We start from the raw sequence: 23,784 nt of genomic DNA, 5'->3' as shown, positions 1-23,784 counted from the left end.
GGTCACGGTACTAGAACGCGATAGCGGAGAACGATTATGGCACTATCTTTGGACCTCCTGGGGCTGCTGGGCATCAATCTCGAGGACAGCAACGACGACGTCCTCACCGGCGGCAACATCATCGATTTTATCAGCGGCGGTGACGGCAACGACGTGATCGAAGGCAAGGGCGGCGCCGACGTGCTGAGCGGCGGCGACGGCCTCGACACCCTGAGCTACCAGACCTCTCCCGCGGCGGTGAATGTCAGCCTCGAACCCGGCCTGCTCGGCCTGATCAGCCTGTCGAACGGCGGCGACGCCACCGGCGACCTGGTCAGCCTCGGCTTCGAGAACGTGGTCGGGTCGGCCTTCGCCGACAGCATCACCGGCGACGCCACGGCCAACACGCTGGCCGGCCTGGCCGGCGACGACACCATCTTCGGCGGCGCCGGCAATGACCTGCTGATCGGTGGCGCGGGTGCCGACCGGATGGATGGCGGCACCGGCATCGACACCGCGAACTACGTCGAGTCGAGTGCGGGCGTCACCGTCAACCTGACCAGCGAGACGGGTTCCGGCGGCGATGCCCAGGGCGACACGCTGATCGCCATCGAGAACGTCATCGGCTCGCGCTTCAACGACCTGCTGATCGGCAGCGCCGCGGTCAACATCCTCTCGGGCGGCAACGGCGACGACACCCTGGTGGGTGGGGCCGGCGGGGACACGCTGGATGGCGGCATCGGCAGCGACACGGCCAGCTACTCGAACTCCAACGCCGCCGTCTCGGTGAATCTGAGCACCGGCATCAACACCGGCGGCCACGCCTCGGGCGATGTGCTGATCGCCATCGAGAACCTGACCGGCAGCATCTTCAACGACAAGCTGACCGGCGACGGCAACGCCAACACCCTGAACGGCTACAACGGCGACGACGTGATCAATGGTGCCGGCGGCAACGACACCATCGTCGGTGGCGCGGGCGCCGATGCCATCGACGGCGGCTCCGGCATCGACACCATCTACTATTCGAACTCCCACGCCGCCGTGACCGTCAACCTGGCCACCAACATCAACACCGGTGGCGAGGCAGCCGGCGATTCGATCGTCAATGTCGAGAACGTCGCCGGCTCCGCCTTCAACGACGTCATCACCGGCGACTCCCAGGCCAACCAGCTTGGCGGCCTCGCCGGAAACGACATCCTCAACGGCAACGAAGGCGACGACTACCTGGTCGGTGGCGCCGGGGCGGACGTGCTGAACGGCGGCGCCGGCACCGGCGACACGGCGAGCTACGAGAAGTCCTCGGCCGCGGTGAGCGTCGACCTCTCGACCGGCACCGGCATCGGCGGCGACGCCCAGGGCGACACGCTGAGCGGCATCGAAAAGCTGATCGGCTCGCACTTCGCCGACACGCTGACCGGCGACGCCAGCAACAACCAGCTGCGCGGCGGCGACGGCAACGACGTGCTCAGCGGCGGCGCCGGAAATGACGACCTGCGCAGCGGCCTGGGTGCCGACACCCTCAATGGCGGCGCCGGCATCGACACGGCCTACTACTACGAGAGCAATGCCGGCGTGCAGGTGAACCTGACCACCGGCCAGGGCATCGGCGGCCATGCCCAGGGCGACATCCTGATCGATGTCGAGAACCTCGGCGGTTCGAACTTCAGCGACGTGCTGATCGGCGATGCGAACGCCAACTCGCTGCGCGGCTACAACGGCGATGACGCGCTGCGGGGCGGCGGTGGCCGCGACACGCTGGTCGGCGACGCCGGGGCGGACCACTTCATCTACGCTTCGGTCAGCGACAGCACCGGCGCCACCGCCGATCGCATCGTCGACTTCGCGACCAACCAGGGCGACAAGATCGACCTGGCGGCGGTCGACGCCAACAGCGGCGTCGCCGGCGACCAGACCTTCAACTTCATCGGCAACTCGGCCTTCAGCCATGTGGCGGGGGAGCTGCGCTACGAGATCAGCGGCGGCAACACCACCATCCAGGCCGACGTCAATGGCGATGGCGTGGCGGATCTGACGATCCATGCCGACGGTTCGATCAACTTCGCCGCGACCGACTTCGTGCTGTAACCCAGCCGAAATCTGCGCATCAGCAGGGCCGCCCGGTGGGGCGGCCCTTTTCTTTGCCCAGTCTTGCTTTGCCTAGTCGCCGGCGGCCCGCCGCCGGGCCTCGTCGGTCGCACGCCGGAACCGGACGAGCCGACGCGCGGAGCGGTCCGCACGCTCCGGCCGCGGCCGATGGACGGCGCCGATCCGATCCGGCGGCGTCGGCCAGCCCAGCGTCGCCGCGGCGATGCGATAGCCGCCCATCGCCGTGGTCGCGGTCGGCAGGTCGGCGCATTCGACCGTGCGGCTGCAGGCGTCGGCGATCAGCTGCGGCCAGATCCGGCTGGCGCCGCCGCCGCCGGTCAGCCGGATCGGGCCCGGCACCGCCGCCATCGCGTCGAGATTGTTGCGCAGCGCCAGCGCCACCCCGTCCAGCACCGCATAGTGCAGGGCGCCGCGGCCCTGGGTGATGTCGAGATCGAGCAGCGCGCCGCGCAGCGCCAGGTCGACGAAGGGCGAGCGTTCACCCTTGAGATAGGGCAGGAACAGCGTCTCCGGCGGTGCCGCATCCGCCGCCGCCGCCTCGGCGTCCAGCACCGCCAGATCGGCCCCGGCGATCCGGCCGAACCAGCCGGCGGCGTCGCCGGCGGTGAGCAGCGGCGCGATCTCGAGCGCCCAGCCGGCCCGCGGATGCGCCAGCGTGGTGAAGGCCCGCGGCGGCACCGCGGGATCGAGCGGCCGGCTGCGCGCGACCCAACCACTGGTGCCGAGATAGACATGCAGCTGGCCGTCGGCGGCGGCGCCGACGGTCGAGGCTGCGGCGTCGCCGCAGCCATTCACCACCGGGCAGCCCGGGGACAGACCGAGCGCCGCCGCCGCGTCCGGCCGCAAGGTGCCGATCACCGTGTCGGCCGGCCGGATCGGCGGCAGCAGGGCCGGATCGAGGCCGGCCGCTTCGACCAGGACGGCCGACCAGTCGCGCCGCGCCAGGTCCATCAGCCCCACCGTGGTGGCGGCGGTGGGGTCGGTGACGATCTCGCCGGTCAGGCGCAGTGCCAGATAATCCTTCGCCCCCGGCAGGATGGTGGCGACCCGCCGTGCCGCCTCCGGTTCGGCCTGCTGCAGCCAGAGGAATTTGCACAGCGTGTTCAGTGGCCCGGGCGCGTTGCCCAGCACGGCCGCACTGCCCGTGGCCAGCAGCCGGTCGCGGATCGCCGGGAACACCGACCTGCTGCGCCCGTCGCTGTACAGCAGCGCCGGCCGCACCGGCCGGCCATCGACGTCGAGCGGCACCAGGTTTTCCATGGTGCCGACCAGCGCGATCGCCCGGACCGAATCGCGCATCGCTGCCGGGAGACAGGAGCAGGCGGCGGAGGCGGCGTTCCACCAATCCTCCGGATCCTGCTCCTGCCCGCCATCGGGCGTCGCCCGGGTGGGGTATCGCACTTCGACCTGCTGCGCCGGGCGGCCGTCCTCGGCGAAGGCAACCAGCTTCAGCGCGGTGCTGCCGAGATCGAAGACCAGGAGGACGCTCATCGGGCCGCCGCCATGCCGAAGCGGCGCAACATCACCGCGGCGATGATGATCGCGCCGGTCACCATCTTCTGGAAGAAGGGTTCGACATTGAGGATGGTCAGCCCGTTGGCCAGCACCGCGATGATGGCGACGCCGACGGCGGTGCCGAGCATGTTCGGCCGGCCGCCGCGGAACGCGGTCATGCCGAGGAACACGGCGGCATAGGCCGGCAGCAGCAGGCCTTCACCCATGGTGTGCTGGACGCTGCCCAGCCGGGCCGCCAACAGCACCCCGGCCAGGCCGGACAGCCCCGCTGCGATGGCGAAGACGGCGACGATCGGCCGGCCGATCGCCACGCCGGAGAGGCGCGCCGCCTCGCGGTTGCTGCCGATCGCGATCAGCCGCCGGCCGAACACGGTCGCGGCCAGGGTGCCGCCGGCGGCTAGCAGCACCGCCAGCATCCACAGCGTCAGCACCGGCACCGGCCCGGCCGCGGCCCGGGCCAGCACGGTGAAACCGGCCGGGATGCCCTGGAACAGGCTGGCGCCGCCGGACAGCCAATAGGCCAGGCCGGAGACGATGGTGCCGATCGCCAGGGTGGCGATGAAGGACGGTGCGCGCAGCCCGTGCACCACCAGCCCGTTGACCGCGCCGACCGCGGCGCAGGCGCCCAGCGTCAGCAGGATCGACGGTGCCACGCCGAAGCCGGCGGCGAGCAGCTTGACCACCAGCACGCCGGCCAGGGAGGCGACGAAGCCGACCGAGAGGTCGAATTCGCCGATCACCATGACGAAGGTCGCCGCCGTGGCGACGATCGCCAGGATCGCCATCTGCTGGGTGACGGCGAGCAGGTTGGCCGCGGTGGCGAAGGCGTCCGGCCGCGCCAGGCCGAAGCCCAGCGCGATCAGGGCCAGCGCCGCCGGCGTGCCGAAGCGCTCGACCAGCCGGGTCGGCGCCTCAGCCCGCATGTCCCACCCTCCGCCCGGCTGCCAGGGTCACGGGCAGGTCACGCCGAGGCTCTCGCGCGTGATCAGCGTGCCGGGGGCGTACAGTTCGGCCGCATCCGGCGCCGCCCCGGCGAAGACCTTGGCCATCTGCTCGACCGTGATCCGCGACATGTCGGCGAAGTTCTGCCGCACCGTGGCGATGAAGGGCGTGCATTGCCGGATCAGGTCCAGCGCCTGGGGGTTGCCGTCGATCCCGGTGATGACGATGTCGCTGCGCCCGGCCGCCTGCAGCGCCAGCAGGGCGCCGATCCCCGGCTCGTCCCAGGCCGCCCAGACCGCGTTGATCGCGCCCGGCGCCGGGTTGGCCGCCAGCATCGCCTCCATCGCGTTGCGGCTGTCGTCGATCTGGCCCGGCACCTGGACGTAGTGGTCGGCCACCTGGCGGATGCCCGGCGTGGCCTGCAGCGCCTCGTCGAGCGCAATCTCGCGCTGATGCACGCCGGGATGGGCGGAGAAGAAGAAGCGGACGATGGCGCCGTGGCCGCCCAGCCGGCCGAACAGGTAGTCGGTCATGGCCTTGCCCAGGGCGTGGTTGTCCGAGGTGACGTTCAGCGTCACGCCCGGCCCGGCGGCGCCGTCGATGGTGAAGACCGGGATGCCGGCGGCCGCGGCCTTGCCGACCTGGTCCTGGATCTGCGCCGGGTTGAGCGAGACCAGCACGATGGCGCTGGTGCGGGCGTTGACCACATCCTCGACCCGGCTGGCCAGGGCACCGAAATCGCCCGCGGTGTCGACCACCGAGACGGTCCAGCCGCGCGCCGCGGCGTCGGCCTTCAGGGTTTCGACCATCTCGCCGGTCGCGACCGCGGAGAGGTAGGGCGTCAGCACCGACACCGTCTCGGCCGCCGCCGGACCTGCGAGGCCCGCTGCCAGCACCGCCGCCACCATCGCGGCGCCACCCCGTGCCGATCCCCGCATCATCCCCGCCTCTCCCGAAGGTTTCGTCCTGTCTAGCCTCTTTCGACCGGGGCTGACAACGACACCGCCATGCATCGCGCCGGCGCCGCCATCGCTTGCTTCACACCCGCCCCAGCCGGCAGTGTGGCGGCCGATGCGACCGACCCGGAATTGGGGGATGACATGGCCTTCCACAGCGCGCCGCGGGCGACGCCGACCGTGCAGCAGGACGATGATGTCGTCCGGATCACACGGTGGGATTTCGAACCGGGCGCCGCCACCGGATGGCACGAGCACGGTCATCCCTATTTCGTCGTCATGCTGAAGGCCGGGACCCTGCGGATCCACGATGGCGAGACCGAGACGGCGGTGCCGCTGGCCGAGGGCCAGTCCTACCGCCGCCCCGCCGGCATCCGCCACGATGTGATGAACGGATCGCCGCACCCGGTCGCCTTCGTCGAGATCGAGATCAAGCGGCCGGAGGCGCTGGATGGCCGTGCCGTCTGACGCCGGTCGGGGCAGGCCCCGCATCGCCTTCCGGCTGGAAGCGTCGGCCGCGATCGGCGGCGGCCATGGCATGCGCTGCCTGTCGCTGGCCCGGGCGCTGGCGGATCGCGGGGCGGACTCGCTGTTCCTGGTCAACGCGGCGGCGCCGGCGACGGTGCCGGCCCTCGATTCCGCCACGGTCCGCATCGTCGGCCCCGGGCCGGAGGAGACGGTGGCGGCGATCCGGTCGGAATGGCCGGATGGCGCGGATGTCGTGGTCTGCGACCTCTACCGCTGGACCGCCCCCGAGGAACAGGCGGTCGCCGCCGCGGCGCGACGCGTCCTGGTGATCGACGACCTGGTCGCGGCGCCGCATCGGTGCGACCTGCTGCTGAACCAGAATTTCGGCACCGATCCCGCCGCCTACGACCCGCTGCTGCCGGCGGGCTGCCGGCGCATGATCGGCCTGGACTACGCGCTGCTGCGGCCGGATTTCCCGGCGCTGCGGCCGGCGGCGCTGGAGCGGCGGCAAAGCCCCTCGCCGGCCAGGACCCTGCTGGTGTCCCTCGGCCTGACCGATGTCGGCGGCATCACCGGCCGGGTCTGCACCGCGCTGGCGACCATCCCGGATTTCACCCGCGCCGACATCGTGCTGGGCCCCACCGCCCCGAGCATCGCCTGGGTGCGGACCATCGCCGCCGCCGATCCGCGCCTGCGCTGCCATGTCGGGCTGGAGGACATGGCGCAGGCGATGCTGGAGGCGGATGCGGCGATCGGCGCGATGGGCAGCAGCAGCTGGGAGCGGTGCTGCCTGGGCTTGCCCACCCTAGCCTTCATCCTGGCCGACAACCAGCGCCCGACCGCCCAGGCGCTGGACGAAGCCGGCATCGTCGCCCTGGCCGGCGACGCGGCGGCGCTGGACGATGCCGCGATCCGGGACGCGGTCGCGGATTTCCTCGGCGACCCCGACCGGCTGCACCGGCTGTCCCTGGCCTCCGCCGCGCTGTGCGACGGCCACGGCGCCGAACGGGTCGCGGCGGCGATGCTGGCCGGGCTGCACTGACCGGCTGGCCTGAACCAGCCCGGCCGGCGACGCGGCAATCAGCCGAGCGGGGCGGTGCCGGGCAGCTTGTCGTCGTAGCGGAAGCCGAGGCGCACCACGACCTGGTAATGGGCGACCTTGCCGTCCTTGATGTGGCCGCGCATCTCCTTGACCTCGAACCAGTCGAGATTGCGCAGGGTCTTCGACGCGGTGGCGATGGCGCCCTGGATCGCATCCTCGAGGCCCAGTTCGGATGACCCGGCCAGCTCGGTGATGGCGTAGACGTTTCCCATGATCGCTTTCCTCTTCTGTTCGTCTCTTCCGGGGAATGGACGGGTGAAGGTCGGTTCCGCCGCTAGACTGTGATCGCATCGGCCGCGAGGGCCAAGTCCTTGACGAACTCGGCATAGGCCCGCTGCCGCGCCTCCGCGCCCGGCATCCGCAGCAGCGCCGACGGATGCGTGGTGATCAGGCCGCGCCGGCCGTCCGGGAGATCGATGACCTGCCCGCGGCTGCGGGAGATGGTGACCGGCCGCCCGGTCAGCGCCCGCGCCGCGGTGGCGCCGAGGGCCACGGTCAGACACGGCCGGATCGCCGCCAGTTCGCGGTCGAGCCACCATTTGCAGCGGTCGATCTCATAGCTGTCGGGGGATTTGTGCAGCCGGCGCTTGCCGCGCGGCACGAACTTGAAATGCTTGACCGCATTGGTGACGTAGACCCGGTCGCGGGCGATGCCGGCCTCGGCCAGGGCCTTGTCGAAGATGGTCCCGGCCGGGCCGACGAAGGGCCTGCCCTGCCGGTCCTCCTGGTCGCCCGGCTGCTCGCCGACGAAGACGATCGTCGCATCCGCCGGCCCTTCCCCGAACACCGTCTGCGTCGCGGCCCGGTAGAGCGGGCAGCGCTCGCAACGGCGCGCCTGGGCCGCCAGGGTCTTCAGGGATGGCGTGGCCATGCCTGGACAATGGCGAGGCCGCGCGGCCGGTTCCGCGATCAGGCGGGCGGCGGATCCGGCGGCGACGGCGGAAACCGCGGCAGCGACCAGCCGAGCCCGATCGCCAGCGCCCGCAGGCCGAAGGCGGCCCCCGCGCCGAGGCAGGCGGCCAGCAGGGCATCACCGAAGGTGAGCCGCGCCAGCACGTAGACGGTGGCGCCGAAGGCGGCGGCGGTGATGTAGATCTCGCCGCTGACGATCAGCGTGACCTGGCCGATGATGACGTCGCGGATGATGCCGCCGAAGGTGGCGGTCATGGTGCCGAGCACGATCGCCGAGACCGCCGGCGCCCCGGCGCCCAGCGCCTTCTCGGCCCCGGTCACGGCGAACAGCGCCATGCCGACCGCATCGGCCCAGACGATGACCCGGCGGCGGCGGCCGTCCCCGGCCCGGATCGGGAAGGTCGGGTGGCCGAAGAAGACCACCATGGCGACGCCAACGCAGATCAGCAGGTCGACCGGATCGGTGATCCAGAAAACCGGGCCGGCCCCGAGCAGCAGGTCGCGCAGGGTGCCGCCGCCGATGCCGGTGGTGGTGGCAAGGATGGCGAAGCCGATCGGGTCGGCCTGCCGGCGCGCGGCGACCAGCGCCCCGGTGAGGGCGAAGACGGCCACGCCGATCCAGTCCAGCCAAGCCCCGATCGTACCGAGCATCCCATCCGCCCCCCGATGGACTGCGCCATCCGCTTCCGGTGCGGCGGCGCGCCGGCCCGGTGATCCCGCACCGATATCAGGACGGGCGGCGGACGGCGAGCCCGACGACACGGCACCGGCATCATCGCCGCAGCAGGTGATTCGGCGCGGCATCGATGGATCGGCCAGGTCGCTGCATAACGCGGTAGGACGCCGCCCCCTCCACAAGCGCGGCGGCTTTGCAGATCCGTAAGGCGGACGCCCGGTCGCCTGATCCATCTCTTTGATTCGGAAAAGAATTTTCTCCTATGACGATTTTCTTGGGAACATTTCTTCGGAACGCCGGAAATTCCTACTTGCCGACTTTGATCAAAATTACCTAAAATTTATTATAAATCGGATCCAATGCGCTGCCGGGGGGAACCGGGGGCCGCATGGACCGCACATTTCAGATCGCACGACTCGTCCAGCCGGCCCTGCTTTCTCGCGGCGCCGGCGCGGCCAAAGGGGGATGCGGGCTGAACCGGGCAGTCAAGAAGCCCGGGCTGTCACAACACATCTCTGGAGTGGATAATGAAGGCTGTTACCCCGATCCTCGCCGCGGCCGCCCTGGCCGCGACCGGGTGGTTCACCGTCGCGGATGCCGCGACCGCGACCGGCAATCTGCAGGTCAAGATCACCATCACCAAGGAATGCCAGGTCAATGCCGGCAGCGGCGGCACCGGCGCTGGCGACGCCATCCTGGATTTCGGCAGCCACGGCGTGCTGAACAGCAATGTCGACGGCCAGACCTCGACCAGCGGCCAAGGCTCGATCCAGGTGCAGTGCACCAACGGCACCGCCTACCAGATCGGCCTGAACGCCGGCACCAACCCCGCCACCCCGGGTGACGTCACCACCCGTCGGATGAAGACCGGCACCGAATTCGTCAGCTACCAGCTGTACCAGGATTCGGCCCGCACCACGGTCTGGGGCAACACCACCGGCGCCGGCGGCAACGTCGTCTCCAAGACCGCCGACGGCACGGTGCAGAGCAGCCAGGTGTTCGGCCGCGTCCCGCCGCAGACCACCCCGACGGCCGGCGTCTACACCGACACCGTCACCATCACCGTCACCTACTGATCCGGACCCTGAGGACACCCCGATGCGCCGTCTTCTCGCGCTACTCGCGGTTGTCCCTGGGTTGGTCTTCGCGCAGGACGGTCGGGCGGCATCCCTCCAGGTGTCGCCCGTCACCGTCGACCTGACCGCGCCGGCCCAGGCGGCTTCCGTCAATCTCCGCAACAACGGCGACCGCCCGGTCAACGTCCAGGTCCGTGTCTACGGCTGGACGCAGACCGGCGGCGACGACCAACTGGCGCCCGCCAAGGATGTGGTGGCCAGCCCGCCGGCCGCCACGCTGCAGCCGGGCACCACCTACACCATCCGCGTCGCCCGCACTGCGGCGCCCGTCACCGCCGGCGAGGAGACCTATCGCCTGCTGGTCGACGAGCTGCCGGATGTCAACGTCCGGCGCCCGGCCGACGCGGTCAACCTGGTCATCCGCTATTCCATCCCGGTGTTCTTCGCCGACCGCAGCGCCGGCGCCGAGCTGCGCTGGGACGTGCGCCGCGACGGCAGCGGCCTGGTGGTCGAGGCCACCAACACCGGCAACCGCCACGCCAAGATCGCCAATCTGACGGTCGCCTCCCCTGCCGGCCGGGTCTCCTTCGGCCAGGGGCTGAACGGCTACGTCCTGCCGGGCAGCACCAAGCGCTGGACCGCGGCCGCCGGGGCCCAGCGCATCCAGCCCGGCAGCAGCGTCAACATCACGGCCAACGGGGACGACTATGCAGTCAACCAGACGGCGACCGTCGCGGGCCGTTAAGTCGCGCATCGCCGCCTGCTGCCTGCTCGCCATCCTCGCCACCACCGGTGCCGCGGCACCGGCGGCGGCGCAGGACGTGCCGGCGCCCCAGGACGTGTCCCCCCAGGACATGTCCGGCGACAGCCAGGACCTGCTGCTCGGCGTCACCGTCAACGACCGCTCGACCGGCACCCTCGCCACCTTCAAGCGCCTGCCGAACGGCCACCTGGCCGCCACCCCCGGCGACCTGCAGACCGCCGGCATCAAGCCGAAGATCGGCACCGTCGACGATGCCGGGCTGATCCCGCTGGACAGCCTGGCCGGCGTCACCTGGCGCTATGACGAGCCCAGGCAGATCGTGGTCTTCACCGCCCCCGAGGACGCCCGCGTGCCCACCAGCGTCGATGTCGGCGCCGGCAGCCGGCCGGTCGACCTGTCCGCGGTGCGGTCCGACCTCGGCTTCCTGATGAACTACACGCTGTACGGCACGTCCCAGTACGACTGGGGCGGCGGCAGCACGTCGAGCACGCTGAGCGGCAGCTTCGACGCCCGGCTGCTGACGCCCTACGGCATCCTCTCCAACACCGCGCTGGCCCGGGTCAACGCCTTCGACCATCTCGACGATCGCAGCAACGGCCTGACCCGGCTGGACAGCACCTGGCGCTACACCGACCCCGAGAACCTGCTGGTCTACCAGGTCGGCGACACCATCTCCGGCTCGCTGTCCTGGAACTCGTCCTACCGGCTCGGCGGCATCCAGATCAAACGCAACTTCGACATCCGGCCGGACCTGGTGACCAGCCCGGTGCCCAACCTCAGCGGCACCGCCTCGGTCCCGTCCACGCTCGACCTCTACCTCAACAACATCAAGGTGTTCTCCGGCGAGGTCCCGGCCGGGCCGTTCGACTTCACCGGCCTGCCCTTCCTCGGCGGCGGCGGCGACGCCCGCATCGTCATGAAGGATGCGCTGGGCCGCGAGGTCGTCACCCAGCGCTCCTACTTCTTCGCGCCCGACATGCTGCGCGCCGGCTATTTCGACTTCTCCGCCGAACTCGGCTTCGTCCGTCTCGGCTATGGCGACAGCTCGTTCAAATACGACCGCAGCCTCGCCGGGTCGGCCAGCATGCGCTACGGCCTGGACGACTGGCTCACCCTGGAAAGCCATGTCGAGGCCACCCGCGGCCTGGTCAATGGCGGCGCCGGCTTCGTCGCCAGCATGGGCCCCTACGGCGCCGTCAACGCCTCGCTGACCGGCAGCCGATACGGCGGCAAGGATGGGGACGAGACCGGCGGCAAGGTCTCGGCCTTCTACCAGGTCTCGCGCAACGGCTATTCCTTCTATGTCGGCGCCGACCGCATGATCGGCGACTACAACGACATCGGCCTGGTGGTCGACCGCCGCCACAACAACGACGCCCCGATCTCGGCCCGGGCCCGCGAGGTCGACCGCGTCGGCCTGTCCTTCCCGCTCGGCTTCGACCCGTCCTCGCTCAGCCTGGGCTATTCCCGCATCCGCGGCGCCGGCAAGGACGGCGATTCCAGCATCCTCACCGCCTCCTGGTCGCGGACGGTGTTCGACGACGTCTCGGTCTACGTCACCGGCTACGGCGATTTCGACGACCGCAGCAACTACGGCATCTTCGCCGGCGTCACCATTCCCCTGGGCGGCGACATCACCGGCTCGGCCAATGTCTCGCGCACTGGCAACCGCACCAGCTTCGACACCAGCCTGACCAAGTCGGCCCGGCTCGAGGAAGGCTCGCTCGGCTGGTCGGTCCGCGACCAGGAGGCCGTCGACGGCACCGGCAACCGCGCCGCTTCGGTCAACTACCGCGCCGCCGTCGCCTACATGTCCGGATCGCTCGAACAGTCCGGCGACCTCGGCCGCGTCACCGGCACGGTCGAAGGCTCGATCGTCGCCGCCGGCGGCGGGGTGTTCCTGGCCAACCGGGTCGACGACGCCTTCGCCGTGGTCAAGGCCGGCGGCCCCAATGTCGACGTCTCGCTCAACAACCGCCGGGTCGCCACCACCAATTCCGGCGGCCGCGCCTTCGTGCCCTATCTGCAGTCGTACCAGAACAACACGATCTCGATCGATCCGGCCAACCTGGCGCTCGACCTGCAGCCGGACGCGACCCAGACCGTGGTGGTCCCGGCCGACCGTTCCGGCGCCGTGGTCGATTTCGGGGTCAGGAAGGTCGACGCCGCGATCGTCAGCCTGACCGGGCCGGACGGCAAGGCGCTGCCGGTCGGCGCCGTGGTCCAGCTCGACGGCACCGACCAGGCCACCGTCGCCGGCTATGACGGCCGCACCTGGCTGACCGGCCTGGCCGGCCGGAACAGCGTCACCGTCACCCTGCCCGAAGCCGCCGGCAGCTGCCGCGCCAGCTTCGACTACCAGTCGGTGCCGGGCGCCCAGCCCGAAATCGGCCCCGTCCCATGCCGTTGAGAGGAGGATCCATGCGCACCTCGCATCTCATCACCTTGGCTGGCACCGCGCTTGCCCTGGTCATAGCGGTCGCCTGGCTGGCCCTGCCGGCCGCCCGGGCCCAGGGCATCCCGACGCCACTGGTGCCGCAGGGGGCCACCCAGACCAACGGCCTGGGCGGCCTGCCCGGCGACAACCGCAGCGATACGGGTGTGGTCCGGTCGCCGCGCATCGCCGGCCTCTCGGCGCTGCGGATCGAGATCACCATCCGCACCGCCTGCAGCGTCGACCAGGATGCGGCGCTGGCCTTCCCCGCCTGGAAGCCCGGGGACCGGACGGTCGACGGCGCCGCCGCGGTCGCGATCGACTGCTCCGCCGGCCTGCCCTACCTCGTCGCCCTCGACGCCGGCGGCGGCGCGACCGAGGCCGGCCGCCGCCTGTCGGCGCCCGGCCGCGGCGCCCCCGCCATGCCGTACCAGCTGTACAGCGATCCCGGCCGCCTGAGCGTCTGGGGCGACCGGCCGGGCATCGACACGCTGCCGGGCCACGGCACCGGGGTCCCGGTCACCATCCCGGTCTACGCCCGCGCCGTGCCGCCCGCCCGGGGACAGCCGGCGACCTACCGGGACCTCGTCCGCCTCACCGTCGCCTATTGATGCATTCCGGAAAGCCCCAGCCATGACCGCGCTGCTTCGTCCGCTGCTCCTCGCGCTGTCCGCCGCCATCGTGCTGCTGTTCGCGTCGGCCGGCGCCCAGGCGCAGACCTGCACGGTCACCAACATCTCCAATTTCGGCACCACGACGGTCGACATCGTGCCGAACGCATCGGCCACGGCGACCGGGCAGGTCAGCTACAACTGCTCGGGCCGCACGGCGTTCACGGATGTCCGGCTGTGCGCCTATATCCGGGCCACCGGCAACCAGGTCGGCCCGAGCGACTACGCCTTCTACCAGACCCGCGACACCGATTCGCGGCTGGCCTGGCAGATGACCGAGCAGTTCAACCGCCGCTATGCCCGGGACGGCGGCGGCAGCCAGTCGACCGGCGGCATCAAGCTGTATGTCGTCGGCGGCGGCACCACGACGAACATCAACGGCACCAACACGCTGACGCTGAGCTATCTCGACCGGCAGCAGCAGGATCGCGTTCGGCCCGGCACCTACACCGACACCTACCAGCTGATCACCAAATATCTGTTCAATGCCGGCAACGCCAGCTGCGAGGCCGGCCTGACCAGCACGACCGGAACCATCACCACCTCGTTCACCGTGACCTCGATCGTCCCCAAGAACTGCCAGTTCGAGAACTTTCAGAACGTCGATTTCGGCAATTGGGGATCGGTCACGGCGGCGCAGGCGAGTTCGACCGGGGTGCGGGCCTTCGGCAATGTCGGCATGCGCTGCACCTACCAGACGCCCTACAGCATCACGGTCGACAACGGCCAGAACGTCAACGCCGGCACTCGGCGGATGAAGAACGGCACCAACTTCCTGCCCTACCAGCTGTTCCAGCCGGGCTGCAACTCGGCCTGGACCACGGCCTCGCCCTTGGCCAGCACCGGCACCATCGTCAGCGCGATCAACAACCACCAGGTCTGCGCCCAGCTGACCACCCCGATCGCCGTGGCGCCGGCCGCCGGCACCTACACCGATCTCGTCATCGTCACCGCAACCTTCTGAGGACGGGACGGGTGGCCGGATGCGGGCACGACGACCATGACGACGAATGCAGGCGGTTCCCGTGGATAACACTCGCGGCAGCAGCGTGAGCGTGGCGACGAAGGGCAAGCTCAGGCTCGCCGTGCTCTATGGCCGGCGGCCGTCCGACCTCGATCTGATGCGCAGTGAGAACCAGGCCTTCGCCGACCTGTTCGAGATGCCGATCGCCGGCGAATTCATGCCGCAGATCCGCTCGGTCGATCCCGACCTGGTCGTCATCCATCTCGGCTCGGCGCCCGACCCGGCCGATGCCGCCTTCGCCCGCGGCATCCTCGCGGCGCTGCGCGGCGGCCGGCGAAAGCTCATCGTCCTCGGCGACCGCGACCTGCTCACCGACGCCGAGCTCAACATCGACCTGATCGGCCACAGCTTCTACGACTGCCGGATCGGCGGCGAGACCATCCGTCGCCTGATCCGGCGCACCATCGCCGTCCTGGCGGGCTTCAGGCGCAAGGTCGGGCGGATCGATTCCACCCTCAACCGCATGACCGATCTGAGCCAGGAGATCCTGGTCCAGCACGCCGACATGCTGGCCCTGCACCGCGAGGAGATGGCCGACGGCATCCACCAGGCCGGCCGGGCCGACGCCGTGGTGACCGGCAGCGCCGTCGCCGTCATCGACGTCTCGCTCGACATCGTCAAATCGCTGGGCGAGGCCCTGGGCGACGAGTTCATGAGCGTCGACTACTTCCAGATCCTGATGTTCCTGCACCGCAGCACCCTGATCGGCCGCCGCGGCGTGCCGGTCGGGGAGCTGTGCGGGCTGATCGAGGCCCCGTATTCGACCACAGTCCGCCGGATCGACGAGCTGGCTAAGAAGGATTATGTGCGCAAGGCGGTCGACCCCGCCGACAAACGGCGGATCAATGTCGAGATCACCAGCCGGTCGAGCGGGATCGTCGATCTCTTCATCGGCAGGTTCAAGGCGTCGATCGGGGGCCTGCTGGAGGCGGTCGGCGCCCCCCAAATCGGGCGATGACGGACCTATCTCGAACACGCCTTTGCCCTTATGCTTGCCATCCGCGCAAAACGCGCCCATTTATGTGCGGTCATTCTGGTTCGGATGGCCGGCTTGCCACGCCCTTGCGGCCACGGATCGCTGCCTTCCCGGTGACCGACTGATGCGACGCGCATTCCCGCGCGGCGCCACTTCTTTCTGGGAGGCGAGCGATGCCGATCGGCACCGTTAAGTGGTTCAACAGCACCAAAGGCTTCGGCTTCATTCAGCCGGAGAATGGCGGCCCGGACGTGTTCGTCCACATCTCTGCCGTCGAGCGCGCGGGTCTGCGCGGCCTCGACGAGGGTCAGAAGATCTCCTACGAGGAGCAGCTTGACCCGAAGCGCAACAAGTCGTCGGCCGAGAACCTCAAGGCCGTCTGATCCCTGACTTGGGGACCTAGGGAAAAAGCGCCCGTTCCGACGGGCGCTTTTTTCTTGTCCGGCGTCGGGGGGCTGTCCGGCCTATCCCTGCGCCGCCAGCGCGGTGAGGTCGTCCCAGGCGTAGAGCAGGTTGTGCGACCGCCACAGCGGGCCGGGATCGGTGTAGGCGCCGATGCGGCGGCCGCCCTGGGCCTCGTAGAAGGCGATCGCCGGGTCGTTGCCGACCACCACGCCGAGGCCGAACCCTGCATAGCCGCGCGCGCCCAGCGCCGCCGCCATGGCGGCGAGCAGCCGGCGGCCCAGGCCGCGACGGGCGAAGTCGCGCCCGACATAGAGATACTTCACCTCGCCCCGGTCGCCGAAGGCGGCATCGCCCGGCGGCCCGGCCAGGCCGAAGCCGGCCAGGGTGCCGTCGACCTCCACCACCAGGGCGATCTGCGCCGGGTCGGCCAGGATCGCCGCCCAGCGGGCCTCGCGGCGGTCGACATCGAGAGCGCCGGCCGCTTCCGGCGGCGCCAGGTCGCGATAGGTGTCGCGCCACACCGCGACATGCAGCTCGGCGATGCCTCGGGCGTCGGCCGCGACGGCGGGGCGGAGCCGGATGGCGTCAGTAGGGATCGCTGGCCTCCAGGATCTCCTGCCCCATCAGCACGCAGTCGCCGGGGATCTGCGCGTAGAGGAAATGCATGCGGTACTCGGTCTTGATGACGTAGGCCCAAACCTCGAGCACGTCGAAGCGACCCTCGCCGCGCAGCGCCTTGACCGTGCCGGTCAGCTTCGCGGTGTCGTCAACCTGGAAGTCCGGCAGGCCCTCGCCGAAATGGAAGGCCATCAGCGCGCGGGCATGGGTCACGGCATCGGCGGAGCAGGGATGGGCGGTCTCGGCGGCTCGGGCTGAGCCGGCGGAAGCCAGCATCAGGCCGGCGGCGAAGGCGCCCGCGGCGAAGGCGATGGGCTTCATGCCGCGGTCGCCGCTTCGTCCCGGGCCCTGGCCCGCTGCGCGGCCGGGCGGGTGGCCAGAAGCGCGAGATAGGCGGAGATCGTGGCGGAGTCCGGCAGCTTGCCCCAGGCCTGCAGCCATTGCAGCAGCGACCCGATCAGCACGTCGGCGGCGCTGAAACGGGCGCCCAGTAGATAGGGACCACCGGCCTGCAGCGCCTTTTCCACCCGTTCGAGCGCCAGCGCGAAGCTGGGCCAGCCCAGCGCGCTGGGCGGTGCCTCGACCCCGCGCGGGAACACCGCATCGGCGAAGGCGGGTTCGAGCACCGAGGGGCAGTAGCCGAGCCAAGTGGCGTAGGCCGCGCGCTCGGGCGAGCCGACCGCCGGGGCCAGCCCCGATTCGGGCAGCGCGTCGGCGACATAGGCGCAGATCGCCGCGCTCTCGGTCACCACCACGCCGGGCGACCAGTCGCCGGCCGGACCGCGGTCGACCAGCGCCGGCACCTTGCCGGCCGGGTTGAGCGCGAGATAGGCCGGGTCCTTGTGCGTCGCCTTGCTCAGGTCGTGCGGCGCGATGGCGAAGGGCACCCCGGTCTCCTCCATCAGCCACAGGATGCGGCGGGAGCGGGAGCGCGGGGCGTGGTGCAGCGTGAAGCGTGGGGCGTCGGTCATGGCGGGATTGAACCACAGCCTTGGCTTGTGAAGCGAGGGCGTTTCAGCCCTCGGTCACCCGTCCCCACCCTCCGATTCTCCCGAGCGGTCAGCCGGCGAGAGACAGGGATGGCGGCCGCGCGCCTTCGAGTTCGAGCAGCGCTGCCTTGCGGTGCAGGCCGCCGGCATAGCCGGTGAGGCTGCCGTCGCTGCCGATCAGGCGGTGGCAAGGCACCACCACCGCGATCGGGTTGGCGCCGTTGGCGGTGCCGACGGCGCGGATCGCCCGCGGTTCGCCCAGGCGCAGCGCCAGGTCGCGGTAGCTGAGGGTGACGCCGCCGGGGATGGCGCACAGCGCGGCCCAGACCCGGTGCTGGAACGGCGTGCCGAGCGGCGCCAGGACCAGGTCGAACGCCCGGCGCCGGCCGGCGAAGTACTCGTCGAGCTGGGCCCGGACGCGGGCGAGGCCGGGCGAGTCGGGACCGGCCGGCGCCGCCTCCAGCCCGCGCCGGCGCAGTTGGCGCTGGCCGGCGGTCGGGCCGCCATCGTCGCGTTCGAAATCCAGGCCGACCAGGGCGCCGGCGGCATCGACCAGGGCCAGCATGCGGCCCATCGGCGTGTCGATCAGGCCGGCGGTGACGGGGAGGATGGGATCGCTGAACATCATCCCCGCATCAGGCCCCGGGCGGCCGGAGCCGGCAACCCGGATCTTGCGGCCGCCCCCTACTCCGCCGGCTCGGCCGCGCGGGGTTCGGCGGCGGCGCGGTCGGCGCCGGTGACCGAGGTCAGGCGGCCCAGCCGCGGCGCCAGCCAGGCCCGGATGTCGTCCATCACCGTGAACACCGCCGGCACGAACACCAGGCTGAGCACGGTCGAGGTGACCAGCCCGCCGATCACCGCCACCGCCATCGGCCCGCGGAAGCCGGCATCGGCACCGATGCCCAGCGCCGCCGGCATCATGCCGGCGACCATCGCCATGGTGGTCATGATGATCGGCCGCGCCCGGACCAGGCAGGCCTGGACCAGCGCCGCCCGCCGGTCGAGCCCGGCGCGCCGCCCCTCGATCGCGAAATCGACCAGCAGGATCGAGTTCTTGGTGACGATGCCCATCAGCATCAGCAAGCCGATCACCGAGGACAGGTCGAGCGCCGCGCCGTAGCCGAGCAGCGCCAGGATGGCGCCGATCACCGACAGCGGCAGCGCGATCAGGATGGTGACCGGCTGCAGGAAGTCCCGGAACAGCAGCACCAGCACCGCCAGCACCATCAGCACGCCCGCCAGCATGGCCTTGCCGAAGCTGGAGAACATCTCGGCCATGAATTCGGCCTCGCCGACCGGCGGCCGCTCGATCCCGTCCGGCAGCTGCGCCAGCGACGGCAGCGCCTCGATCGCGGCCAGGGCGGTGCCCAGCGGCACGCCGTTGAGGTCGGCATCGACCGAGACCCGGCGGCGGCGGTCGTAGCGCTCAACCTCGGCGTCGCCGGCGCCGAAGCCGATCTCGGCCACCGAAGTCAGCGGCACCGCACCGCGGCCGCCGGCCACGCGCAGCTGGCGCAGCGCCTCGATGTCGCTGCGCGCCGCGCGGTCCAGCACCACCCGGATCGGCACCTGGCGGTCCCCCAGGTTGAACTTGGCCGAATTGGCGTCGGTGTCGCCGATGGTGGCGATCCGGGCCACGGTGCCGATCGCCTGGGCCGAGACGCCCAGCCGCGCCGCCTCGTCCGGCCGCGGCCGGATCCGGATCTCCGGCCGCGGCAGCGGTTCGGTCGACCGGGCGTTGGCCAGCTGCGGCAGCGCGCGCATCTCGCGTTCCAGCGCCTGGACCGCGGCGGTCAGCTTGGCCGGGTCGTCGCCGGTCAGGACGATCGACACGTCCTTGCCGCCGCCCTCGCCGAGGAAGGTGAAGCGGATGTCGGGGATCGGCGCCAGCGCGTCCCGCGCCGAGAGTTCGAACTGCTTGCGCGTGACCTGGCGTTCGCCGCGCGGCTTGAGGACGATCACCAGGTTGGCCTTGGTGACGTCGCCGCCGGAGGCGGTGGCATCGGCCGCCGCGGCGCCGCCGCCCCCGCCGATGGTGGTGAAGACGTGGTCGACGTCCGGCCGCTGGCGCAGCACGGCGGTGATGCGCCGCGCCACCGCATCGGTGTCGGCCAGGGTGGCGCCGGGCGGCAGCTCGACCTGCAGGTTCGAGATCTTGCTGTCGCTGACCGGCAGGAAGCCGGTGGGCAGGAGCGGCACCAGCAGCAGCGACACCGCGAAGATGGCGCCGGCCGCCCCCAGGGTGGTGCGGCGGTGGTCGAGGGTCCAGTGCAGGAAGCGGGCATAGCCGCCGGCCAGGCGGGACGGCGCGGCGTCGCCATGCCCGGCCGGCGCCGGCTTCGGCCGCATCATGTAGGCCGCCATCAGCGGCGTCAGCAGCCGGGCCACCAGCAGCGAGGCCAGCACGGCCACCGCCACGGTCAGGCCGAACTGCTTGAAGTACTGGCCGATGACGCCGCCGATGAAGCTGACCGGGGCGAACACCGCGACGATGGCCAGTGTGGTGGCGACCACCGCGAGGCCGATGGCGTCGGCGGCGTCGATCGAGGCCTGGTACGGCCGCTTGCCGAGATGCAGGTGGCGGTCGATGTTCTCGATCTCGACGATGGCGTCGTCGACCAGGATGCCGATCACCAGGGTCAGCGCCAGCAGGCTGATGCTGTTCAGGGTGAAGCCCAGCAGGTCCATGGCGAAGAACGCCGGCAGAATCGACAGCGGCATGGCCAGGGCCGCGATCAGCGTCGCCCGCCAGTCGCGCAGGAAGACGAAGACCACCAGCACGGTCAGCAGCGCGCCTTCGATCAGCACCGTCATCGCCGCGTTGTAGCTGTCGCGGGTGTATTCGACGGTCGAGGCGATCTCGCTGATGGTGACGCCGGGCGTCTGCGCCTGGAGTTCGGCGAGGCGCTGCGCCACGCCGTCGGCCACCACGGTGTCGCTGGCCCCCTTGGCGCGGTAGACCGCGAAGCCGACCACTGGCGCGTCGTCGAGCCGGGCCGAGGCCCTGATCTCACCGGCCCCGTCGGTGACGGCGCCGAGATCGGCCAGCCGCACCCAGCGGCCATTCGCCAGGGCGATCGGGGTGGCCGCCAGGTCCTCGACCGTGTCGGCGCCGCCCAGGGTGCGGATCGCCTGCTCGCGCGCCCCGATCTCACCACGGCCGCCGGGCACGTCGGCATTGGTGCTGCGCAGCTGGGCGTTGACCTGGTCGGCGGTGACGCCGAGCGCCGCCAGTCGGTCGGGGTCGAGGTCGACTCGGATCTCGCGGGCGACGCCGCCCATGCGCTGCACCTTCTGCACCCCCGGCACCGCCAGCAGGTCGCGGGCGATGCGGTCATCGACGAACCAGGACAGGTCGACGGTCGACAGGCCTGGCGCGTTGACGCCGTAGTACAGGATGGCGCCGCCTTCGACGTCGAGCCGGGCGATGATCGGCTCCTCGATCGCCTGCGGCAGGTCGCTGCGGATGTTGGTGACGGCGTCACGCACATCGGTGGTGGCGCGGTCGGGGTCGGTGCCGATGCGGAACTCGACCACGGTCGCAGACACGCCGTCGCTGATGGTCGAGGTGATGTGGCGGACCTCGGCCAGCCCGGCGACCGCGCCCTCTACCCGCCGGGTGACCTGGGTCTCCAGCTCCGACGGCGCGGCGCCGGCCTGGGTGACCGTCACCGTCACGATCGGGAATTCGAGCTTCGGGTTGGCGTTGACCGGCAGGTGCAGGAACGACCACCAGCCGGCGACGGTCAGCAGCACGAACAGGACGATGACCGGGATCGGCCGGCGGATCGACCAGGAGGAGATGCCCGAGCTCATCGAACCGCCTCCTCCTCCGCCGCTTCCGTCACCCGGTCACCCTCGCGCAGGAAGGCGCCGGCGCCGAGCACGACGCGCTGGCCGGGATCGAGCCCGGACAGGATCTCGGCCCGGCCGTCGCGGCGCAGGCCGACGGTGACCACCCGGCGCGACAGCGCGCCGCCGCTGTCGACCAGCAGCACGCTGCTGTCGCCGCGGTCGTCGCGCTGCATCACCGCACGGTCGGGGATGGTGACGGCGCCGTCGCGGCGTTCGACCATGACCGCGGCCCGGCCGAACACGCCCGGCCGCAGCCGCGGGTCGGCCGGCAGGGTGATGCGGGCGCGGCCCAGCCGGCTGTCGCGGTCGGCCTTCGGCGCCACCAGCCGCACCCGGCCGTCGACCGCATCGTCGAAGCCGGTGACGGTGATGCGGGCGGACTGGCCCACCGCCAGGGCCGGCAGGTCGGCCTCCGGCACCTCGGCCTCCAGCTCGACCTCGCCCTCGCGCATCAGCTTGACCAGCGGTTCCGACCCCGCCATGGCGCCGGCCCGGGCGGCGCGTTCAGCGACGATGCCGGCGGTGGGGGCGCGGATCTCGGCCCGGCCAAGCCGGGCGCGCGCCTCGTCGACCTTGGCCTGGGCCTGGGCCAGCTCGGCCCGCGACACCTCCAGCACCTTGTCGGCGGAGATCGCGGCGGCGTGGCGCTTGTCGTAGTCCTGCGGGTTGAAGGCGCTGGAGCTGCGCAGCTTCTCGCTGCGCTGGAAATTGGCGGCAGCCTCGACCTGCATCGCCTGGTCGCGCGCCAGCCCGGCCTCGGCCCGCAGCACCGCGGCCTCGGCATCATGCAGCGCCGCGGTCAGCAGGTCGGTCTCCAGCCGCAGGATGACCTGGCCGGCCGCGACCCGGTCGCCCTCCTCCACCAGCACCTCGGCGATGCGCTGGCCGTCGACCGCCGCGCTGATCGCGATCTCCTCGCGCGGCACCACGGTGCCGGTCAGCGACAGCACCCGCTCGATCGGGCGGCGCTGGGCCGCAACCACGGTGACCACGGGCAGGCGCAGCCCGTCCGCCACCGCCGCCGGCGCGGTGCCGCGGGCGTCGGTCATCACGGCGAAGAGACCGGCCGCCGCAGCCAGCACCAGCCCGCAGGCCCCGGCGGCCAGCCAGCCCCGCCGGGGCCGCGGCGTCGGGGCGGGCGTTGCGGTCTCGGTCAGCAGCGGACGACTTGCCGGGTTGGTCATGGCCCACTCCTGGTGCGGGTCGCGTCTGGTCATTCTATTAATCGACTAGTCGGTCTACTTAAAGCGCAAATGCGAAGCCGCCGAGTCGAGACGGCCGTGCGGCCGGCAGCGGCAGCAGTCGCGCCCGTCATTGCCGGCCCGCAAGGACGGCCCGAGATGCCTGATGGCGTCGACCATGCAGATCGCCGTCCCGGTCACGGCGACCAGCGCCAGCGCCGCGATCACGGCAACGGCCCCGGCCCGGCGGCCTTCGCCGCGGTGCCGCACCAGCCATGCCGCGACGCCCATGCCCTGCGGCAGCGGCCGGAGCCCCAGCTTGCCCATATCCCTCTCCCGGCCGACATCCGGCCTGCCTCGATCTTTAATCGATCAGTCGGTCTACTAAATAGCCGGACTGTGGCGAGATTGCGTTCGGGCGATGGGCCGCGGCCCGATCGGCTAGGATCGGGACGATTCGAGGGAGGCCGCATGACCATCACCATCGAGCCGATCGAGGCCCGCACTCTGGCCGAGGCCAGAACGATCGACGGCAGCTTCGTCATCGAGTCGCGGCTGGTCCTGGCGGCCGCGGGCGACGTCCCGAGCTTCACCACCGTGCCGCTGCCGCCGCGGACCAAGCGCTATGAGGAGACCGACTATGCCGGCTATGTCGGCCGGCGGGACCGGGCGGCGTTCCTGGCCCGGGCGGACGGACGGCCGGCGGGGCTGGTGGCGTTGTCGAAGAGCTGGAACGGCTTCGCCTGCGTCGACGAGATCCTGGTCGACACGGCGGCGCGGAAATCGGGCATCGGCCGGGCGCTGATCGACGCCGCCATCGCCTGGGCCCGGTCACGGACCCTGCCCGGCATCATGCTGGAAACACAGACCACCAACGTCGCCGCCTGCCGCTTCTACCAGCGCTGCGGCTTCGTCCTGGGCGGCTGGGACCGCTTCCTGTACCAGGCCATCGACCCCGGCACCGACGAGATCGCGCTGACCTGGTACCTGTTCTTCGACCAGGCCGGTGACGGAATGGGAAGGCCCCGATCCGAAAACAAGAGCTAAATTGATTGCAAAAGTAGCCGAGAATCCAGCCCCGGAAATCGTGGCGTAGCGCAGCGGAGCAAGATTGGGCCCCGAAAAGATAGGCC

At 71.1% G+C, this 23,784-nt stretch carries 24 protein-coding genes; 11 read left to right on the top strand and 13 right to left on the bottom strand.

The window, feature by feature from the left end; genetic code table 11:
* Positions 1–36: 36 nt before the first annotated feature.
* Positions 37–2,067, top strand: a complete 2,031-nt coding sequence (locus E9232_RS33175; RefSeq protein WP_309801557.1) for a beta strand repeat-containing protein — start codon at positions 37–39, stop codon at positions 2,065–2,067.
* 72 nt (positions 2,068–2,139) lie between these two features.
* Here E9232_RS33175 and E9232_RS33170 read toward each other — a convergent pair whose 3' ends face one another.
* The 3 genes from E9232_RS33170 to E9232_RS33160 are packed head-to-tail and all read right to left on the bottom strand — an operon-like array spanning position 2,140 to position 5,486.
* Positions 2,140–3,579: a xylulokinase gene (locus tag E9232_RS33170; protein ID WP_309801556.1), complete on the bottom strand. Its 1,440-nt coding sequence runs from the start codon at positions 3,577–3,579 to the stop codon at positions 2,140–2,142.
* Positions 3,576–4,526, bottom strand: coding sequence for an ABC transporter permease (locus E9232_RS33165; RefSeq protein WP_309801555.1), 951 nt, complete (start codon positions 4,524–4,526; stop codon positions 3,576–3,578). The genes E9232_RS33170 and E9232_RS33165 overlap by 4 nt, the downstream gene beginning before the upstream one ends.
* 27 nt (positions 4,527–4,553) lie before the next feature.
* Positions 4,554–5,486, bottom strand: a complete 933-nt coding sequence (locus E9232_RS33160) for a substrate-binding domain-containing protein (RefSeq protein WP_309801553.1) — start codon at positions 5,484–5,486, stop codon at positions 4,554–4,556.
* A 159-nt stretch (positions 5,487–5,645) separates the two neighbouring features.
* Here E9232_RS33160 and E9232_RS33155 point away from each other — a divergent pair, with 159 nt between their 5' ends.
* Together E9232_RS33155 and pseG are read left to right on the top strand one after the other, a co-directional pair.
* Positions 5,646–5,969: a cupin domain-containing protein gene (locus E9232_RS33155; protein WP_309801551.1), complete on the top strand. Its 324-nt coding sequence runs from the start codon at positions 5,646–5,648 to the stop codon at positions 5,967–5,969.
* Positions 5,953–7,011 (top strand): UDP-2,4-diacetamido-2,4,6-trideoxy-beta-L-altropyranose hydrolase, encoded by a 1,059-nt coding sequence (gene pseG, locus E9232_RS33150; protein WP_309801550.1) that lies wholly within the window; start codon positions 5,953–5,955, stop codon positions 7,009–7,011. Before E9232_RS33155 ends, pseG begins: the two co-directional genes overlap by 17 nt.
* A gap of 38 nt (positions 7,012–7,049) precedes the next feature.
* Here the strand turns inward: pseG and E9232_RS33145 are convergent, their stop codons facing one another.
* The 3 genes from E9232_RS33145 to E9232_RS33135 all read right to left on the bottom strand — a co-directional run bounded on the left by E9232_RS33145 (position 7,050) and on the right by E9232_RS33135 (position 8,634).
* Positions 7,050–7,283, bottom strand: a complete 234-nt coding sequence (locus E9232_RS33145; protein WP_309801549.1) for a dodecin — start codon at positions 7,281–7,283, stop codon at positions 7,050–7,052.
* Between the two features lie 62 nt (positions 7,284–7,345).
* Positions 7,346–7,942, bottom strand: a complete 597-nt coding sequence (locus E9232_RS33140) for a UdgX family uracil-DNA binding protein (RefSeq protein WP_309801547.1) — start codon at positions 7,940–7,942, stop codon at positions 7,346–7,348.
* Positions 7,943–7,980: 38 nt separating this feature from the next.
* Positions 7,981–8,634: a trimeric intracellular cation channel family protein gene (locus tag E9232_RS33135; protein WP_309801546.1), complete on the bottom strand. Its 654-nt coding sequence runs from the start codon at positions 8,632–8,634 to the stop codon at positions 7,981–7,983.
* A gap of 552 nt (positions 8,635–9,186) precedes the next feature.
* On the opposite strand from E9232_RS33135, the gene E9232_RS33130 reads away from it, so the two are divergent.
* The 7 genes from E9232_RS33130 to E9232_RS33100 all read left to right on the top strand — a co-directional run bounded on the left by E9232_RS33130 (position 9,187) and on the right by E9232_RS33100 (position 15,986).
* Positions 9,187–9,735 carry a Csu type fimbrial protein gene (locus tag E9232_RS33130; RefSeq protein ID WP_309801545.1) on the top strand — a complete coding sequence of 183 codons (549 nt, stop codon included), beginning with the start codon at positions 9,187–9,189 and terminating at the stop codon, positions 9,733–9,735.
* 22 nt (positions 9,736–9,757) lie between these two features.
* A complete protein-coding gene (locus tag E9232_RS33125) occupies positions 9,758–10,480 on the top strand; it encodes a fimbrial biogenesis chaperone (RefSeq protein ID WP_309801544.1) in 723 nt (240 codons plus the stop codon).
* A complete protein-coding gene (locus E9232_RS33120; protein WP_309801543.1) occupies positions 10,443–12,908 on the top strand; it encodes a fimbria/pilus outer membrane usher protein in 2,466 nt (821 codons plus the stop codon). Before E9232_RS33125 ends, E9232_RS33120 begins: the two co-directional genes overlap by 38 nt.
* 11 nt (positions 12,909–12,919) lie before the next feature.
* Positions 12,920–13,543 (top strand): Csu type fimbrial protein, encoded by a 624-nt coding sequence (locus E9232_RS33115; protein ID WP_309801542.1) that lies wholly within the window; start codon positions 12,920–12,922, stop codon positions 13,541–13,543.
* A gap of 22 nt (positions 13,544–13,565) precedes the next feature.
* Positions 13,566–14,567: a Csu type fimbrial protein gene (locus E9232_RS33110; protein WP_309801541.1), complete on the top strand. Its 1,002-nt coding sequence runs from the start codon at positions 13,566–13,568 to the stop codon at positions 14,565–14,567.
* A 61-nt stretch (positions 14,568–14,628) separates the two neighbouring features.
* Complete coding sequence (locus tag E9232_RS33105; protein WP_309801539.1) at positions 14,629–15,585, top strand: winged helix DNA-binding protein; 957 nt, start codon at positions 14,629–14,631, stop codon at positions 15,583–15,585.
* Between the two features lie 191 nt (positions 15,586–15,776).
* Positions 15,777–15,986, top strand: a complete 210-nt coding sequence (locus E9232_RS33100) for a cold-shock protein (RefSeq protein WP_309801538.1) — start codon at positions 15,777–15,779, stop codon at positions 15,984–15,986.
* Positions 15,987–16,067: 81 nt separating this feature from the next.
* On the opposite strand, the gene E9232_RS33095 is transcribed toward E9232_RS33100, so the two are convergent.
* The 7 genes from E9232_RS33095 to E9232_RS33065 form a co-directional block, all read right to left on the bottom strand.
* Positions 16,068–16,529, bottom strand: a complete 462-nt coding sequence (locus E9232_RS33095; RefSeq protein WP_309801537.1) for a GNAT family N-acetyltransferase — start codon at positions 16,527–16,529, stop codon at positions 16,068–16,070.
* A 64-nt stretch (positions 16,530–16,593) separates the two neighbouring features.
* Complete coding sequence (locus E9232_RS33090) at positions 16,594–16,947, bottom strand: hypothetical protein (protein ID WP_309801536.1); 354 nt, start codon at positions 16,945–16,947, stop codon at positions 16,594–16,596.
* Positions 16,944–17,597, bottom strand: a complete 654-nt coding sequence (locus E9232_RS33085) for a glutathione S-transferase family protein (protein ID WP_309801535.1) — start codon at positions 17,595–17,597, stop codon at positions 16,944–16,946. The genes E9232_RS33090 and E9232_RS33085 overlap by 4 nt, the downstream gene beginning before the upstream one ends.
* 88 nt (positions 17,598–17,685) lie before the next feature.
* Complete coding sequence (locus E9232_RS33080) at positions 17,686–18,240, bottom strand: methylated-DNA--[protein]-cysteine S-methyltransferase (protein ID WP_309801534.1); 555 nt, start codon at positions 18,238–18,240, stop codon at positions 17,686–17,688.
* Between the two features lie 59 nt (positions 18,241–18,299).
* The gene (locus E9232_RS33075; RefSeq protein ID WP_309801533.1) at positions 18,300–21,431 is read right to left on the bottom strand and encodes an efflux RND transporter permease subunit; all 3,132 of its coding nucleotides are present in this window, start codon (positions 21,429–21,431) and stop codon (positions 18,300–18,302) included.
* Positions 21,428–22,687 (bottom strand): efflux RND transporter periplasmic adaptor subunit, encoded by a 1,260-nt coding sequence (locus tag E9232_RS33070; RefSeq protein WP_309801532.1) that lies wholly within the window; start codon positions 22,685–22,687, stop codon positions 21,428–21,430. Before E9232_RS33070 ends, E9232_RS33075 begins: the two co-directional genes overlap by 4 nt.
* 21 nt (positions 22,688–22,708) lie before the next feature.
* Positions 22,709–22,978, bottom strand: a complete 270-nt coding sequence (locus tag E9232_RS33065) for a hypothetical protein (RefSeq protein ID WP_309801531.1) — start codon at positions 22,976–22,978, stop codon at positions 22,709–22,711.
* A gap of 144 nt (positions 22,979–23,122) precedes the next feature.
* Between E9232_RS33065 and E9232_RS33060 the strand changes: the two genes are divergently transcribed.
* Positions 23,123–23,698, top strand: coding sequence for a GNAT family N-acetyltransferase (locus tag E9232_RS33060; RefSeq protein WP_309801530.1), 576 nt, complete (start codon positions 23,123–23,125; stop codon positions 23,696–23,698).
* Positions 23,699–23,784: the final 86 nt, after the last annotated feature.

The sequence above is a fragment of the Inquilinus ginsengisoli genome, assembly GCF_031453975.1.
Lineage (GTDB): Bacteria > Pseudomonadota > Alphaproteobacteria > DSM-16000 > Inquilinaceae > Inquilinus > Inquilinus ginsengisoli_A.
Note: the sequence above shows the minus strand (reverse complement) of the source record. Positions and strands in the feature narration are given on the sequence as shown.

Bases quoted from the DNA above. Each gene is read 5' to 3' on its own strand.
- E9232_RS33165 (WP_309801555.1), bottom strand. From the start codon at position 4,526: ATGCGGGCTGAGGCGCCGACCCGGCTGGTCGAGCGCTTCGGCACGCCG.
- E9232_RS33175 (WP_309801557.1), top strand. From the start codon at position 37: ATGGCACTATCTTTGGACCTCCTGGGGCTGCTGGGCATCAATCTCGAG.
- E9232_RS33065 (WP_309801531.1), bottom strand. From the start codon at position 22,978: ATGGGCAAGCTGGGGCTCCGGCCGCTGCCGCAGGGCATGGGCGTCGCG.
- E9232_RS33120 (WP_309801543.1), top strand. From the start codon at position 10,443: ATGCAGTCAACCAGACGGCGACCGTCGCGGGCCGTTAAGTCGCGCATC.
- E9232_RS33110 (WP_309801541.1), top strand. From the start codon at position 13,566: ATGACCGCGCTGCTTCGTCCGCTGCTCCTCGCGCTGTCCGCCGCCATC.
- E9232_RS33160 (WP_309801553.1), bottom strand. From the start codon at position 5,486: ATGATGCGGGGATCGGCACGGGGTGGCGCCGCGATGGTGGCGGCGGTG.
- E9232_RS33155 (WP_309801551.1), top strand. From the start codon at position 5,646: ATGGCCTTCCACAGCGCGCCGCGGGCGACGCCGACCGTGCAGCAGGAC.
- pseG (WP_309801550.1), top strand. From the start codon at position 5,953: ATGGCCGTGCCGTCTGACGCCGGTCGGGGCAGGCCCCGCATCGCCTTC.
- E9232_RS33090 (WP_309801536.1), bottom strand. From the start codon at position 16,947: ATGAAGCCCATCGCCTTCGCCGCGGGCGCCTTCGCCGCCGGCCTGATG.
- E9232_RS33070 (WP_309801532.1), bottom strand. From the start codon at position 22,687: ATGACCAGACGCGACCCGCACCAGGAGTGGGCCATGACCAACCCGGCA.
- E9232_RS33140 (WP_309801547.1), bottom strand. From the start codon at position 7,942: ATGGCCACGCCATCCCTGAAGACCCTGGCGGCCCAGGCGCGCCGTTGC.
- E9232_RS33100 (WP_309801538.1), top strand. From the start codon at position 15,777: ATGCCGATCGGCACCGTTAAGTGGTTCAACAGCACCAAAGGCTTCGGC.
- E9232_RS33170 (WP_309801556.1), bottom strand. From the start codon at position 3,579: ATGAGCGTCCTCCTGGTCTTCGATCTCGGCAGCACCGCGCTGAAGCTG.
- E9232_RS33125 (WP_309801544.1), top strand. From the start codon at position 9,758: ATGCGCCGTCTTCTCGCGCTACTCGCGGTTGTCCCTGGGTTGGTCTTC.
- E9232_RS33135 (WP_309801546.1), bottom strand. From the start codon at position 8,634: ATGCTCGGTACGATCGGGGCTTGGCTGGACTGGATCGGCGTGGCCGTC.
- E9232_RS33075 (WP_309801533.1), bottom strand. From the start codon at position 21,431: ATGAGCTCGGGCATCTCCTCCTGGTCGATCCGCCGGCCGATCCCGGTC.
- E9232_RS33080 (WP_309801534.1), bottom strand. From the start codon at position 18,240: ATGTTCAGCGATCCCATCCTCCCCGTCACCGCCGGCCTGATCGACACG.
- E9232_RS33130 (WP_309801545.1), top strand. From the start codon at position 9,187: ATGAAGGCTGTTACCCCGATCCTCGCCGCGGCCGCCCTGGCCGCGACC.
- E9232_RS33145 (WP_309801549.1), bottom strand. From the start codon at position 7,283: ATGGGAAACGTCTACGCCATCACCGAGCTGGCCGGGTCATCCGAACTG.
- E9232_RS33115 (WP_309801542.1), top strand. From the start codon at position 12,920: ATGCGCACCTCGCATCTCATCACCTTGGCTGGCACCGCGCTTGCCCTG.
- E9232_RS33060 (WP_309801530.1), top strand. From the start codon at position 23,123: ATGACCATCACCATCGAGCCGATCGAGGCCCGCACTCTGGCCGAGGCC.
- E9232_RS33085 (WP_309801535.1), bottom strand. From the start codon at position 17,597: ATGACCGACGCCCCACGCTTCACGCTGCACCACGCCCCGCGCTCCCGC.